This is a genomic window from Bradyrhizobium sp. Crot121 (assembly GCF_059512385.1).
The window spans coordinates 1-13992 of record NZ_JCAMOR010000077.1 but is presented as its reverse complement, the minus strand read 5'-3'; the positions used below and the strand labels follow the sequence as shown (position 1 = coordinate 13992).

Below are 13992 nucleotides of genomic sequence, written 5' to 3'. Positions count from 1 at the left end.
CGTTCACTGGAACGTCATGTCGATGCATTTCGAGATATCCGAGCCGAGGCCGGAGGAGATCGTGATGCAGCCGCGCACCTTCTGCACATTGTTGTCGCTGGCCCAGACCGAATAGCCGCCGGGACCGAAGAACGAGTTGGTGTTCGGCGGTTCAGTTTCGGTGGCATCGAAGGAGTAATTGCCATCGGTGTCGAAGATGCGCGGCCGCTTGGTGCAGCCGCCATCGGCCTGCACGTTGATAACCTCCTTGTTGTCGCGCGTCAGCGCCAGCGAGACCTGGCAGCGGAAATATTCCGAGGTCTTGGTGTTGAACAGATAGGCGTAGGACTTGCAGGTCGCAGTGTTGAGCTTGCCGGCGGACAATCCCCGGCTGCAGGCGATGCGCTGGTTGTTGGAAAGCTTGAATTCGTCGGCATAAGCCGCGGTGGCCATCGTCATCAGCGAGAGCGCAATACAGAAACCGATGTTCATGCCGGGGGTCATTCGAATCATCCCTATCAAACTTTTCGCAATCATGCGTTTGTAGATGGAAACGGCAACATAGTCGCGAAGCAGGAAATCACAAACCCGCAGGTTGCACGTGATGCCGCACGACGACTTCCGTCGTATTGACGGAATAATGACGTTCGTGATTTGTTCAAGGCAAGGGCGCCGGTTTCGGCAGCGACGACTGGGGAGGACGATCATGACTCGATTTCAGGCCAAAAGCTTTTTGATGACGGCTTTTTTGACGGCAGCGGCACTGACGACGCTGGCGGCTCCCGCACTCGCACAGGATGCATCGCCCGCACCCTGGGAGCTGAAGTCCGACATGGGCTACGCCTATGGCAAGGACGGCTCGACCCTCGCCTACAAGATGGGGACCAACAATGCCGGGCTGCTGCTCAAAGGCGCCAAGAAGGTGCCGAGAGGCACGCTGTTCTTCGTCGGCCAGAACGGCCAGCTCTACATGCGCTCCGGCCCCTATCTCGAGGGCGACGGCAAGTTCATGTTCGGATCGAATTAGGCGACGATGCCGCTGTAACCTGTAGGGTGGGCAAAGCGCAGCGTGCCCACCATCCACGGTCGGTGCAAGAAAGGTGGGCACGCTTCGCTTTGCCCACCCTACGGCCCGCGGGCCACTAAAACACTGACGCCAGTTCCTTGGCGCCGGGCTTGTTGCTGTTGAAATCCATCCGCTCGTCGGTGACTGCGAGCAGCTTTGCCACCGTGTTGTGGCGGATCGCGACCGGGTTGCGCTCGTAGCCGCCGCGCTGGAAGAAGTTCGACGTCGGCACCCTCTCGCGCATCGCTTGCGGCATCGTGACCATGTCGTAGCCGGTGCCGTCTCCGGTGAGGTTCATCATCTCGAGTTCGGCCGCGCTCAGCGGGCGGGTGTAGCCCTTGTTCCGCGCGAAGATGACTGACGTCAGCAGCTTGTGGGTCTGCAGCATCGGGCCGACGTCGATATCGAGCACCATGGAATGGACCGCCCAGCCCTGCGGCGTGCTCGCGAGCCGCTCATGCGCCGACCAGTCGTCCGGCACCGTGCGTGCGAATGCCACCATCTTCTTCAGCACCGCGAGCTTGTGATCCATCGCCTTGCGCGCGGGACCGGACAGCGTAGCGGCCTTTTGAGTCAGCACCTTGATGAACTCAGGGCCCTGCTGGGCGATCAACTCGACGGTGTTGGTGGTGAGCAACTGATTGTAGCCGATTGCGGTCGAGATCGCCTTTGTGCCCGGACCGCGGTAGCCCGACTGCATATCGTGATTGCCGGTGCCGCCGGTCTCGAAGGAATAGACCCGCACCGCCTGCTCGCGCGTCAAGCCGGCCGCGAGCGCGTAACGGGCGTAGGCGCGCTTGAACTCGATCTCGGTGGCCGGCCGCTCTGGCGTGAACTGAAACTGCTCGGCGGCGGCCTTCAGGAAATCGGCGACGAGAGGAATGGTCCTGCGTGGACGCGACGGTTCCTCTTCTTCAGGTTCCGGATTCACCGGCCGTTTCGGCCCGGTATAGAGCGGCGGCTGATCGAGCACATAATCATCGAGCGTGATCGGCTGTCGCTCGCGCCGTTTGGCGTTGCGGGTGCGCCGTTTCTCGGAAATCGCACTCCAATAGGCGCCCGCCTCCTCATCGAAGGCGGCGCGCGCTTCCTGATATTCGCGCAGCTTGCGGCGATATTCGGCGATCGCCTGCGGCGTTGCGGCCTGCGCCATCGCATCCGCGGTGGATGCAGAAAGGGTGGTAGCCTCGACCGCCACGGCCTCCGGCGCGCCCGCGAACAGCGCGAGCGCGACCAATCCGGGGAAACAGCGAATCAATGGCGGGCGCATGCTCTCTTGTAGCAAGGACGCGCGCGATGTCAGCCTCGAATTGAATCACTCAAAAGCGACCAAACGCCCCGCCATGGCCCAGAACAAGTGCTTCTCACTCCGGCTCGACGCCGCTGGCCTTCACGAGCTGCGCCCACTTCTTCTCGTCCTTGTCGATGAACTCGGCGTAATCCTCGGGCGAGCCCGGCGTGATCTCGGTGCCGTCAGAGCCCAATTGCCGCTTCACCTCCTCGGAGGCGAGCGCATCGCGCAGCACCTTGTTGAGCTTGTCGACGATCGGCCGCGGCGTGCCGGCCGGTGCCGCAAGGCCATAATAGAGCGAAGCGTCGAATCCGGGAACGCCGGCCTCGGCGATCGTCGGCACGTCGGGCAGGAGACCGGAGCGGGTCACGCTGGTCACCGCGAGTGCGCGCAGCGTTCCGCCGCTGACGTTGGCGTGAGAGGCAGGGATCGGCGCAAATGCCATCGGAATGTGCCCGCCGATGAGGTCGACCAGCGCAGGGCCCGTTCCCTTGTAGGGAACATGCACGAGCGAGATGCCGGCACTGCGCGCGAAATATTCGCCAGTGATGTGGCTTGCTGTGCCGGCGCCGGCCGAACCGAAACTGACCTTGCCCGGATTTTGTTTGGCATAGGCGATCAGCTCGGCGACGCTCTTGGCCGGGAACGACGGATGCACGACCAGCGAATTCGGCGCATTGCCGATCATGCCGATCGGCGCGAAATCCTTGCGCGGATCGTAGCCCGCCTTCTTGTAGAGCGACGGGCCGATCGCGAGTGTCCCTGTATAGCCGAGCACCAGCGTGTAGCCATCGGGATCGCTCTTGGCGACCGCCTTGGTGCCGACCGTACCGCCGGCGCCGGGGCGGTTGTCGATCACGATCTTCTCGCCGAGAAATTCACTCATCTTCTCGGCAATGCCGCGGCCGACGATGGACGTGCTGCCGCCGGGCGCGAAGGGGATGACGAGCGTGATCGGCCGGTTCGGATAATCCTGGGCCTGCGCCGGCCAGAATGCTGCGCCGACGGCAAGCGCGGCGATGGCGGTGTAAAATCGCTTGTTCCAGGACAGCATGCCCGAGAGCCTCCCCTGATGTTTGTTGTTATGGTGGCATTGTCGCTCAGATGCCTGGCGTCAGCAACCGGACTTCTGATGACTCGGCCGCCCCGTCATTGCGAGCGGAGCGAAGCAATCCATCGCGCCATTTGCGGAGACGCGGATTGCATCGTCGCTGCGCTCCTCGCAATGACGGTTGAGAGCTGCCTACTTCCAGGCGAAGACCGGCTGCTCGAGATCGGCGACGCGGGTGTCGCGGCCGGCCAGCACTTCGCGAAACTGATAGATCAAGGCAGCCGTCGGCGCATGGATGTGCTGGCCGGCGTGGCGGAAGCGGATCACGCGCCTGACACTCTCGGGAATGGTGGTGAAGCTGAACGCATCCTCCGCCTCGATCGATTCAAGCGTGATGCGATGGACGGAAGCTACCTCGTCCGGGTTGGGCATGATCGGCGCCCGTGTCGAGACCCACACTACCACCGGAGTGATCAGATAGCCCGAGCGGGTCGGATAGTCGTCGAGCACGCCGAGCACGTCGCCATCATTGACGCGCAGCCCTAGCTCTTCGTGCAGTTCGCGCAGTGCCGCTTCCGCCTGTGTCTCACCGGAATCGCAGCGTCCGCCGGGCAGCGCCCATTGCGCGCTGTGGCTGCGCAAGCTGGCCGCACGGCGGGTGAGCAGGAATGCGGTCTCCTCGCCCTCGCCGCTCGTGAGTGCGATCGCGACCGCCGCGCGTTTGAGCAGCGGCGCAGAATCGTCCGGCAGGCGCCTGAACGCCGTACAGAGCTCTGCGATATTCCGCCGGGTGGCATCATCAAATGAACGGGCCATTGATCTTGACTACAACAGTCCCGCGTTCGATGAAATGACCTGATATCATGCCTCGCCGGACGGAAAGCATCACATGACGAAACATGCCGCGGAAAAGCTCAAATCCGACGGCTGGAAGATCGTCGATACATCCGGTTTCCTGCATCTGGTCGGGCCGCTGTGGCAGCGCCTCGTCGATGACGAGCATGAATATGCGTTGATCACCGAGGACAAGCATCACAATCGCCGCGGCCTGGTGCAAGGCGGCGTGATCATGACCTTCGCGGACCGCACCTGCGGCATGACCGCCCGCTATGTCTCGGGCAAGCCGGCGCTTGCGACCGTGCAGCTTGATACGCACTTTGTGGAGGCCGGCAAGATCGGCGAAACCTTGATCTCGAAGCCGCGCGTGGTACGCTCGACCAGGAGCCTGATCTTCATCACCACCGAAGTGACCGTCGACAAACGCTGCATCGCCATGGCGAACGGCGTGTTCAAGATATTGAAGAGCGAGTAGGCTGAGATCGTCGTTCCGGGGCAATGCGAAAGCATCGAACTACGATGTGCAATTGCACATCGGAGAACCTCGAGATTCCGAGTTCGGTCCTGCGGACCGCCCCGGAATGACGCGACAACGCAGAGGTTTGATACATGCAGTACGGTCAACTCGGCCGCAGTGGCCTGAAGATTTCGCCGATCTGCCTGGGCACCATGATGTTCGGCGGCCCGACCGACGAGGCGACGTCGGCGCGGATCATCGCAAAGGCGCGCGAGGCCGGCGTCAACTTCATCGACACCGCGGATGCCTATAATGGTGGAAACTCCGAGCAGGTGGTGGGCCGCGCGATATCCAACAACAGGCAGAACTGGGTCCTCGCTACCAAGCTCGCTAATCAGATCGGCGACGATCCGAATTTCGGCGGGCTGTCGCGACGCTGGGTGCTGCAGGCGGCGGAGGCGAGCCTGAAACGGCTCGGCACCGACTACATCGACATCTACTACCTGCACAAGGAAGACCACACGACGCCGCTGGAGGAGACCGTGCGCGCGATCGGCGACCTGATCAGGCAGGGCAAGGTGCGCTACTTCGGCGTCTCGAACTATCGCGCCTGGCGCGTTGCCAAGATCTGTAACATCTGCGACCGGCTCGGCCTCGACCGCCCGATCGTGAGCCAGCCCTATTACAACGCGATGAACCGCATGCCCGAGGTCGAGCACCTGCCGGCCTGCGGCTATTATGGCCTTGGGGTGGTACCCTATAGCCCGCTCGCCCGCGGCGTCCTGACCGGCAAATATCGCGCTGATACCACCCCCGACAAGGACACCCGCGCCGGCCGCAACGACAAGCGCATGATGCAGACCGAGTGGCGGCCGGAATCCTTGAGGCTCGCGCAAGAGATCAAGCAATATGCGGAAGCACGCGGCATCACCGCCGCGCAGTTCGCGGTCGCCTGGGTGCTGAATTCATCCCTCATCTCCGCCGTGATCGCCGGTCCGCGCACGGAAGCGCAATGGGACGATTACGTCCGCGCGCTCGACTATCGCTTCACCGTCGAAGACGAGGCGCTGATCGACCGGCTCGTCGTGAGCGGGCATGCTTCCACGCCCGGCTACAACGATCCGGCCTATCCGATCGAGGGGCGGCGGGCGCGGACGGCGGAGCGGTCCTAGCCGCGCTGAAGATTGAAATAAGCCGCAGACAGCCTTCACGGGCGGCGCCGACGACACCCGGGGCAGCTTCCGACTCGGGCACGCGGACCTCATCCGATGCCCGACGCTGCTCACGATGCCGGAGAGCGATCCGATTGCGGCCGCGGCGCCGTGGCTCTTCGAGGCGCTCCGCTGCTGCAAGACGCCGTTGTGCTTCTCCGCCAGCGAGCATGGCAATCATGCGCCGAATTTGACGCCAGTGATTCACCCGGCCCTGCGAGCGCGGGGATCGAGGCGATGTTGACGGCGGCCGGCCTTTGGCTCAGAGATGCCGAGGTAAGAGCGTGAGCCTCGATGGAAAGCGCGACGCTGGTCCAAGCCCTCAATCTCCTGGGAACGCTGGTGTTCGCGCTCAGCGGCGCCGCCGCGGGCGTCCGGCAACGCATGGATATTTTCGGCGTTCTCGTGCTAGCCTTCGTGACCGCAGTTGCCGGCGGCGTTCTCCGTGATCTCCTGATCGGCGCGACTCCACCTGCCTCCGTGACGAATTGGCATGCGCTCGCCATTTCCGCCGCCGGCGGCCTGTTCGCATTCTGGTTCTCGGCGCTGATCGATCGCCTGCGCTTTCCGGTCGAACTGTTCGATGCGGCAGGCCTTGGCATCTTCGCAACGACCGGCACACAGAAAGCCCTCGAATACGGCATTCCCCCTGTCATGGCCACGATCCTCGGCATGGTGACGGGGATCGGCGGCGGAATGGTGCGTGACCTGCTCTCCGTGCGGATGCCCATCGTCCTCTATTCCGAGTTCTACGCCATGGCCGCCCTCGCGGGCAGCGCGGTCGTCACGGTCGGACACGCGCTGGGCATGCCGGTCGCGGCCACCCTGCTGCCCGGCACGGCACTCTGCGTGCTGCTTCGCGTCTTGGCGCTCTATCACGGGTTCAGCCTGCCGCAGCCGCGCCGACGCGACGACGAACCCTCGGACCGGTAACCCGATCGCGAGTTGCTGGGGCGAAGTCGACTACGCTGAAAGTCTAATAGAGCCTCCAGCCCTGCGGCTTGTTACCAGAGCTTTTTCTTCTCCTGCCGGAAATAAATCCGAACTCGCAGTCGCGAGCTTGTTGCTCGCGGCCCGCGTCCTAGCGTCGCATCATCGGGAACGTTCTTGCCAAACTCCTGCGCACGCCTTTGTCTTCCTTCCTAAAAAAGAGCGGATCCTAAAGGGACCGCCAATCATAAGGGCAGGGAGGAAACCATGACCAAATCCAATAGAGGCAGTACGTCCAGTCGTCGCCGCTTCCTGAAGGTTGCGGCCGCGGGCGCCGCAGCAAGCGTTGCAGCGCCTACCATCGTCAGCGCGCAGGGCCCGATCAACATGCGCTGGCAAAGCACCTGGCCGGCCAAGGATATTTTCCACGAATACGCGCTCGACTACGCCAAGAAGGTCAACGACATGACCGGCGGCGACCTCAAGATCGAGGTGCTTCCCGCCGGCGCCGTGGTGCCCGCCTTCGGCCTGCTCGACGCCGTCTCGAAGGGCACGCTCGACGGCGGCCATGGCGTGCTGGCCTACCACTACGGCAAGCAGACCGCGCTGGCACTGTGGGGCTCCGGTCCGGGCTACGCGATGGACGCCAACATGCTGCTGGCCTGGCACAAATATGGTGGCGGCAAGGAGTTGCTCGCCAAGCTCTACGCCTCGATCGGCGCCAATGTCGTCTCCTTCCCCTATGGGCCGATGCCGACCCAGCCGCTCGGCTGGTTCAAGAAGCCGATGTCCAAGGTGGATGACTTCCAAGGCCTGAAATTCCGCACCGTCGGCATTTCCATCGACGTGTTCACCGGCCTCGGCGCCGCCGTCAACGCGCTGCCCGGCGGCGAAATCGTCTCGGCGATGGACCGTGGCCTGCTCGACGCTGCCGAGTTCAACAACGCGACTTCCGACCGCGTGCTCGGCTTCACCGACGTCTCCAAGATCTGCATGCTGCAGAGCTACCATCAGAATGCCGAGCAGTTCGAGATCATGTTCAACAAGACCAAGTACGATGCCCTGCCGGACAAGATGAAGGCCATCATCTCCAACGCCGTCGAAGCGGCCAGCCAGGACATGAGCTGGAAGGCGATCGACCGCTACTCGAAGGACTACGAGGAGATGCAGACCAAGGACAAGGTCAAGTTCTACAAGACGCCGGATTCGATCCTGCAGAAGCAGCTCGAGATCTACGACCAGGTGGTTGAGAAGAAGTCGGCCGAGAACCCGCTGTTCAAGGAAATCGTCGAATCCCAGCTCGCCTTCGCCAAGCGCGCGACGCAGTGGGAGAACGACACGGTGGTCAACCGCCGTATGGCCTACACCCACTATTTCGGACCGAACGCCAAGAAAAAGACCTGACGGGCGCTGCGCACGACCGAAAGCGTCATCCGGGGACAGCGAACCCCGGACGGCGCTTCCGCTGTCTCTACACCAACCCGATACTTCCGGAACGGCCGCTAGCGAACGCAGATGAGCGCACAGCGTTTCCTGTACATGATCGACGGCATCAGCACCTGGACCGGCAAGGCCGCGGCGTGGCTGGTTGTCGGGCTGATGGGCCTTGTCTGCGCCGAGGTCTTCAAGCGCTACATCCTCAACATGCCGACGGCGTGGATCTTCGACGCCTCCAATATGCTGTACGGCACCCTGTTCATGATCGCGGGCGCCTACACGCTGGCGCAGAACGCCCATGTCCGCGGCGATTTCCTCTACAGCTCGATGCGGCCGCGCCTGCAGGCCTCGCTCGACCTCGTGCTGTATTTCGCGTTCTTCCTGCCGGGCATCGCGGCGCTGGTCTACGCCGGCTGGGACTACGCGCTCGATTCCTGGCGCATCAACGAGCATTCCAACGTGACCGCCGACGGCCCGCCAGTCTATCATTTCAAGTTCATGATCCCGCTCGCCGGGGCCTTGGTGCTGCTGCAGGGCGCGGCTGAGATCGCGCGCTGCATCATGTGCCTCAGGACCGGCGCCTGGCCCGACCGGCTCCGTGACGTCAGCGAGATCGACGTCGTCGAGGAGCAGCTCGCGCACAGCGAATATGTCGATGAGGAATCGCGCAAGGCCGCGATCGCGCATGCGCAGGACATCGAGGAGAGCGCGCGGCAGCGCGGCATGGGTGGAGACCTGCAACGATGAGCGATCCGGCACTCGGGCTGTTGATGCTCGTCCTCATCGTGATCGTCATCATGATGGGCTTCCCAACCGCGTTCACGCTGATGGGCCTCGGCATGTTCTTCGGCTTCTTCGCCTATCACCGGGGCGGCGAGGCCTGGGGCGACAATCACATCTTCGACCTGATGGTCCAGCGCACCTATGGCGCGATGACCAACGACGTCCTGATCTCGATCCCGCTGTTCGTGCTGATGGGCTACGTGATGGAGCGCGGCGCGCTGGTCGACAAGATGTTCTATTCGATCCAGCTCGCGTTCCGCCGCCTGCCCGCCTCGCTTGCGGTGGCGACGCTGATCGTGTGTACCTTCTGGGGCATCGCCTCGGGCCTGGTCGGCGCGGTCGTTGTGCTGATGGGCGTCATCGCCTTCAACCCGATGCTGAAGGCCGGCTACGACGTCAAGCTCGCCTCCGGCGTCATCACCGCGGGCGGCACGCTCGGCATCCTGATCCCGCCATCGGTGATGATCATCGTCTACGCGGCAGTGGCCGGGCAGTCGGTGGTGAAGCTCTACGCCGCGGCGATGTTTCCCGGCTTCTTCCTCGCCTTCCTCTATCTGATCTATGTCGTCGGCTGGGCGCTGTTGAACCCGAAGATTGCCCCGAAGCTTCCCGAAAGCGAGACCAAAGTTCCGGTGCGACCCTGGATCGCCAAGCTGCAGCAGTCCTATTCGCGCAAGATGCTGCCCGCGCTGCTTGCGGCGGTGCTGATGCCCGCAAGGGCCGTCAACGCCGGCGTGGACGGCACCCGCGTCACCTATTCGATGCTGCTGACGAGCCTCGCCCACGCCCTCGTGCCGCTGATGCTGACGCTGGCGACCCTCTGGGCCGCCTGGTGGTACGTCGTGATTCACCAGCAGCCGGATATTGCGCCGCAGCTCCCGGCCGCCGCGCAGCAGCAGCGAACCCAGGAAACGCTTCAGCCGCTTGGTGCAGGCGCCCAGCCCGCGGAAGAAAGCGCGGAAGAGAAACTCGAGGAGCTCGGCGGGGGCGGCGCGAGCCGGTCGGAGGCCACCACGAAGAACGAGCCGGAGGTGCTGCAGGAGATGGGCAGTGCCGAGCTGCGAGGCAAGACCATCGCGGCGCCGGCGGAGCTCGGACCGCCGCCGGAGTTCTATACCTACTTCGCGTTCGTGGCCGGCATCTGCGGCCTGCTGCTTCTCTACTATTACTGGACCATGGAGGCCGAGCAGTTCGAGGTGCTGCGGCTGCTCATCACCTCGGTGATGCCGCTCGGCATCCTCACGGTGGTGGTGCTGGGCGTGATCCTGTTCGGCATCACGACGGCGACCGAATCGGCAGCAGTCGGCGCTGCCGGCGCCTTCCTGCTCGCCTTCCAGGCGCGGACGCTGGACTGGAAGCGCACCAAGGAAGCGGTGTTCCTGACCGCCAAGACCACCTCGATGGTGTGCTGGCTGTTCGTCGGCTCGGCGCTGTTCTCGGCGGTGTTCGCGATCCTCGGCGGCCAGGCGCTGCTGGAGAGCTGGGTGCTGTCGCTCAACATGTCGCCGGTCCAGTTCATGATCCTGTCGCAGGCGATCATCTTCATTCTGGGCTGGCCGCTGGAATGGACCGAGATCATCGTGATCTTCGTGCCGATCTTCCTGCCGATGCTGAAGCACTTCAACATCGATCCGATCCTGTGGGGCGTCCTGGTCTTCGTGAACCTGCAGGCGGCGTTCCTGTCGCCGCCGGTGGCGATGTCGGCCTTCTATCTGAAGGGCGTGGCGCCAAAGCACGTCACGCTGAACCAGATTTTTGCCGGCATGATGCCCTACATGCTGATCGTCATCATCTGCATGGTGCTGATGTATATCTGGCCCGGCCTGACCTTGTGGCTGCCGAACTATCTCTACGGTAACTGACGGGCGGCAAGGTTCTAATTCACTGCATCGAATTTGTAGGACGTCTGCAGGAACGTGCCGAAGCGTTCGGCGCGGATCGGGAGGGTCGATGTCGGAAACGGACTGCCGAATCCCCTCGTGAAAACATCGGTCGCCCACATCGACCAGAAGCGGCCGCCGACGCCGACACTGAAGCGCTCGGTCACGTCATAGGTCAGCACGGCTTCGAGCTGCATGCCGCGCCCGGTGCCGTTGGCCGGGGAATAGGGCGACGGCTCGTCGGAACGCAAGTAATGCGTATCGAGACCGGAAACGGAAACGTAGGGCAAATAGGCCGCGTCGGCCGTGAGCTTGAGTCCGGGCGCAATCGTGACGATCCCGTTCACACCGATGCGCAGAGAGTGCCAGTCTTCGGACTGCGAGATGGTGATCCCGGTGGTCGGCGAGGGAACGGCGCAAATCACGCCGCCGCCGGGATACGCAATCTGGACGCATCCATAGGAGTCCTTGCGGTCGCGATAGAAATTATAGCCTGCGAACGCCCCGAATTTCGCGCCCGGCGTTTCCAGCAGGGTGTATCCAACGTCCAGCGTGGCATAGGCAATCGTGCCCTCGACCCTGCCCTGGTCTGTGTTCGAGTAGGCCATGGCCGTGTTGCGATAGGTTGGTAGCCAATCCTCGTCGTTCATGTGGCCGGATGTCAGCCCGCCGCCGCCGGCAAAGCCTTTCAGGAACACCCTGGCCGGACTGTCGAGCCGGCCGAACACCTCGCCGGAGTGCCCTGTGGTCTCATAGGTGAGCCGTGAAATCAGCGCGTTCTGCAGCGGCTGATCTGTGCTCATACCGAGATCGTTCTGATAGCGACCGCTGCTGTACCAGTAACGCGCGCCGACTTCCGCCGACCACCCGGACATCGAAGGCGCCGCCGTCAGCAAAGCAGCGGGCCGATTGTCCCAGCCGCGCGATGCGTCAACACCAGGGCGATAGTTCACGCCGAGCTTGACGACATGGCTGTCCTGCCGGACTCCCGTCGGCAGACCAGCGGTTTCGACCAGGCTGGCTGGATCGAGCGGCGCCGTCTGAAGACCGCCGAGTGGCGTCGCGATGTCGCGGTTTCCGAAATTGGCATAGTCGTATTCCAACTTCATCGACCAAGCCGGTGCCAGAGCGTGCTCGACACCGAGCCCAATTGTCCATCCCCACTGCACGGCGTTGGCGTCCACCGAAGCTTCCGGCCGCCCGAAGAAATCGAGAGCGTTGGTCGTCATCGAGAAACGGCTCGACAGAAACGCAGCACCGCCTTTCACATAGGCCAGCGAGTGACCGGCCGGCCCGAAGGCCTGGCCGACCCGCCCGGTGATCGTTCCCATCACATCCTGCCGGATACGACAGTTCGCCGAGACGAACAGGCCGGAATAGGCGAGACAGGTGTTGGTGCCGTCGACATCGACGGCGGAGACATCGGCTTCGAGGCCGAACACCCATGGTGATCCGGCCTGCTGCCAGTTGTAGCCAAGCTGGCCACCGATGAGCGCCTTCGGCGTACGGATGTCGTCGCCATAGATCGACGGACCGTAGGGATCACCGACATGGGTGATGCCGGAGCCTCCGCCAAAATGTCCGCCGATATAGAAGCCGTTCCAGGTCCACGGCAGTGGCGGCGCCTTCACGACCGGCCGCACAATGTCGGCAGAAAAAGCATCCGTTCCGTTCAGCGCCATGAGCACGCCGACCGCCACCACGTACCGCATCCGTAACACGAGCCGAGTCCTTGCCTTCGAGGAAACCAACTACGCATTACTGAGCCCGCACTATGGTAGGGGCGAAGATTCGAACACCACTGGAGATAGCACATCAGCCGGGCCCGGCAACACCGACCCGCGCGGAATGGAGCCAAGCGTTACCACGCGAAGCTGTGGTGGAGCAGTCCGTAGAATGGGTAGAGCGCAGCGAAACCCATCGCGATGGAGCAAGCCGCGCGAATGATGGGTTTCGCTTCGCTCTACCCATCCTACGATTCTCGCTGTCGTCCCGCGAAAGCCGTAGGGTGGGCAAAGGCGCACTTGCGTCGTGCCCACCATCCAGTGCTGTGCTCACGATGGTGGGCACGCTTCGCTTTGCCCACCCTACGGCACCGCCAGGACGACGCCGTCATTGCGAGCGCAGCGAAGCAATCCACCTCTCCACGCGCGGAGGTATGGATTGCTTCGCTGCGCTCGCAATGACGGGGATGGGTTCTGATTTGAATTTCAAACAGCGTGAGGATGTGAGTTCGCGTTCTCGCGGCGCTTTGCGCCCGAGCTTTGCGTCACTTTCCGCCCTCTTCGATAGCAGAGGGCGCAGGGAAAGCCGGGTGCCGGTTGCACCCATGGGTCCCGTGCAACAAAAAGCACGGGGGTAGGACCACAGGTTCAACCGAAGCATTCCGGCTTTCCCTGCGCGATGGTTTACGGCTTCCTTCGTGCTCTCCCCGGTGACCGGGCTCTTTTGCCACCGTCACTTCATAGAAGCTTAGCGCCAGCGTCGGGGCGCCAGGACCACACGACTTCGCCGTCCGTGATGCGCGTGCTCGTCAGTCACACACTTCACGTCCACCGCATCTCACCGCAACGTTCGTGACGATCGCGACCCGCCCCTCATCCGCTGTGAGACGCGCGGAGTTAAATCACTGATTTGCCCGACGACGGAAGCGGATTGTTTTTCGCGCGAAGGGTGGACAGGGCAAATCACGTTGATTGGCCTAAGGAAAATCGCGCGAATGATACGACGCCGTCACGCCCGGGCAAAAGCGCGAAGCGCGTCTTCGCGCAGATGTCCGGGGCATCCACGTCCTTCGCGCCCGGGACAACGTGGATGGCCGGGTCAAGCCCGGCCATGACGGAGGAGAGGATTGCGCAAATGCGTCCCCTGTCATTCCGGGGCGTCCGAAGGACGAGCCCGGAATCCATTTCTCCACCTGCGCACGCGGCGTGATGGATTCTCTGATGTGCAATTGCACATCATAGTTCGCGCTGCGCGCGCCCCGGAATGACGCTATCCGATTCACACGTTTTTGAGCCTCAAAGTGGTGCCGTATTTGATGCGACGGAAGGCTTCGAGGCCCAGGCGC

At 63.0% G+C, this 13992-nt stretch carries 12 protein-coding genes; 7 read left to right on the top strand and 5 right to left on the bottom strand.

Going from position 1 to position 13992, the window contains the following annotated elements; translation table 11 throughout:
- Window positions 1-3 precede the first annotated feature (3 nt).
- Window positions 4-483 (bottom strand): hypothetical protein, encoded by a 480-nt coding sequence (locus AC5ZGW_RS37820; RefSeq protein WP_496114054.1) that lies wholly within the window; start codon window positions 481-483, stop codon window positions 4-6.
- Between the two features lie 202 nt (window positions 484-685).
- Here AC5ZGW_RS37820 and AC5ZGW_RS37815 point away from each other — a divergent pair, with 202 nt between their 5' ends.
- A complete protein-coding gene (locus AC5ZGW_RS37815) occupies window positions 686-1006 on the top strand; it encodes a hypothetical protein (RefSeq protein ID WP_165435540.1) in 321 nt (106 codons plus the stop codon).
- Between the two features lie 115 nt (window positions 1007-1121).
- Here the strand turns inward: AC5ZGW_RS37815 and AC5ZGW_RS37810 are convergent, their stop codons facing one another.
- From AC5ZGW_RS37810 to AC5ZGW_RS37800, 3 genes are all read right to left on the bottom strand, one after another.
- On the bottom strand, window positions 1122-2315 hold the full coding sequence (locus tag AC5ZGW_RS37810; protein ID WP_130229579.1) for a hypothetical protein: 1194 nt from the start codon (window positions 2313-2315) through the stop codon (window positions 1122-1124).
- 94 nt (window positions 2316-2409) lie between these two features.
- On the bottom strand, window positions 2410-3390 hold the full coding sequence (locus tag AC5ZGW_RS37805; RefSeq protein WP_130229580.1) for a Bug family tripartite tricarboxylate transporter substrate binding protein: 981 nt from the start codon (window positions 3388-3390) through the stop codon (window positions 2410-2412).
- Window positions 3391-3579: 189 nt separating this feature from the next.
- Entirely contained in the window at window positions 3580-4203 is a 624-nt protein-coding gene (locus AC5ZGW_RS37800; protein ID WP_130229581.1) for an NUDIX hydrolase, read from the bottom strand.
- Between the two features lie 73 nt (window positions 4204-4276).
- On the opposite strand from AC5ZGW_RS37800, the gene AC5ZGW_RS37795 reads away from it, so the two are divergent.
- The 6 genes from AC5ZGW_RS37795 to AC5ZGW_RS37770 all read left to right on the top strand — a co-directional run bounded on the left by AC5ZGW_RS37795 (window position 4277) and on the right by AC5ZGW_RS37770 (window position 10904).
- Window positions 4277-4699 (top strand): PaaI family thioesterase, encoded by a 423-nt coding sequence (locus tag AC5ZGW_RS37795; protein ID WP_130229582.1) that lies wholly within the window; start codon window positions 4277-4279, stop codon window positions 4697-4699.
- A gap of 134 nt (window positions 4700-4833) precedes the next feature.
- Window positions 4834-5853 (top strand): aldo/keto reductase, encoded by a 1020-nt coding sequence (locus tag AC5ZGW_RS37790; protein ID WP_130229583.1) that lies wholly within the window; start codon window positions 4834-4836, stop codon window positions 5851-5853.
- A 333-nt stretch (window positions 5854-6186) separates the two neighbouring features.
- Window positions 6187-6825 carry a trimeric intracellular cation channel family protein gene (locus tag AC5ZGW_RS37785; protein WP_130229584.1) on the top strand — a complete coding sequence of 213 codons (639 nt, stop codon included), beginning with the start codon at window positions 6187-6189 and terminating at the stop codon, window positions 6823-6825.
- A 264-nt stretch (window positions 6826-7089) separates the two neighbouring features.
- Window positions 7090-8226, top strand: a complete 1137-nt coding sequence (locus AC5ZGW_RS37780; protein WP_130229585.1) for a TRAP transporter substrate-binding protein — start codon at window positions 7090-7092, stop codon at window positions 8224-8226.
- Window positions 8227-8337: 111 nt separating this feature from the next.
- Window positions 8338-9006, top strand: a complete 669-nt coding sequence (locus AC5ZGW_RS37775; protein ID WP_130229586.1) for a TRAP transporter small permease subunit — start codon at window positions 8338-8340, stop codon at window positions 9004-9006.
- Window positions 9003-10904 (top strand): TRAP transporter large permease, encoded by a 1902-nt coding sequence (locus AC5ZGW_RS37770; protein WP_130229587.1) that lies wholly within the window; start codon window positions 9003-9005, stop codon window positions 10902-10904. Before AC5ZGW_RS37775 ends, AC5ZGW_RS37770 begins: the two co-directional genes overlap by 4 nt.
- A 14-nt stretch (window positions 10905-10918) precedes the next feature.
- Here AC5ZGW_RS37770 and AC5ZGW_RS37765 read toward each other — a convergent pair whose 3' ends face one another.
- Complete coding sequence (locus tag AC5ZGW_RS37765) at window positions 10919-12634, bottom strand: outer membrane beta-barrel protein (RefSeq protein WP_130229591.1); 1716 nt, start codon at window positions 12632-12634, stop codon at window positions 10919-10921.
- Between the last annotated feature and the right edge of the window lie 1358 nt (window positions 12635-13992).

Bases quoted from the DNA above. Each gene is read 5' to 3' on its own strand.
- AC5ZGW_RS37795 (WP_130229582.1), top strand. From the start codon at position 4,277: ATGACGAAACATGCCGCGGAAAAGCTCAAATCCGACGGCTGGAAGATC.
- AC5ZGW_RS37765 (WP_130229591.1), bottom strand. From the start codon at position 12,634: ATGCGGTACGTGGTGGCGGTCGGCGTGCTCATGGCGCTGAACGGAACG.
- AC5ZGW_RS37820 (WP_496114054.1), bottom strand. From the start codon at position 483: ATGACCCCCGGCATGAACATCGGTTTCTGTATTGCGCTCTCGCTGATG.
- AC5ZGW_RS37770 (WP_130229587.1), top strand. From the start codon at position 9,003: ATGAGCGATCCGGCACTCGGGCTGTTGATGCTCGTCCTCATCGTGATC.
- AC5ZGW_RS37805 (WP_130229580.1), bottom strand. From the start codon at position 3,390: ATGCTGTCCTGGAACAAGCGATTTTACACCGCCATCGCCGCGCTTGCC.
- AC5ZGW_RS37780 (WP_130229585.1), top strand. From the start codon at position 7,090: ATGACCAAATCCAATAGAGGCAGTACGTCCAGTCGTCGCCGCTTCCTG.
- AC5ZGW_RS37815 (WP_165435540.1), top strand. From the start codon at position 686: ATGACTCGATTTCAGGCCAAAAGCTTTTTGATGACGGCTTTTTTGACG.
- AC5ZGW_RS37775 (WP_130229586.1), top strand. From the start codon at position 8,338: ATGAGCGCACAGCGTTTCCTGTACATGATCGACGGCATCAGCACCTGG.
- AC5ZGW_RS37785 (WP_130229584.1), top strand. From the start codon at position 6,187: ATGGAAAGCGCGACGCTGGTCCAAGCCCTCAATCTCCTGGGAACGCTG.
- AC5ZGW_RS37800 (WP_130229581.1), bottom strand. From the start codon at position 4,203: ATGGCCCGTTCATTTGATGATGCCACCCGGCGGAATATCGCAGAGCTC.
- AC5ZGW_RS37790 (WP_130229583.1), top strand. From the start codon at position 4,834: ATGCAGTACGGTCAACTCGGCCGCAGTGGCCTGAAGATTTCGCCGATC.
- AC5ZGW_RS37810 (WP_130229579.1), bottom strand. From the start codon at position 2,315: ATGCGCCCGCCATTGATTCGCTGTTTCCCCGGATTGGTCGCGCTCGCG.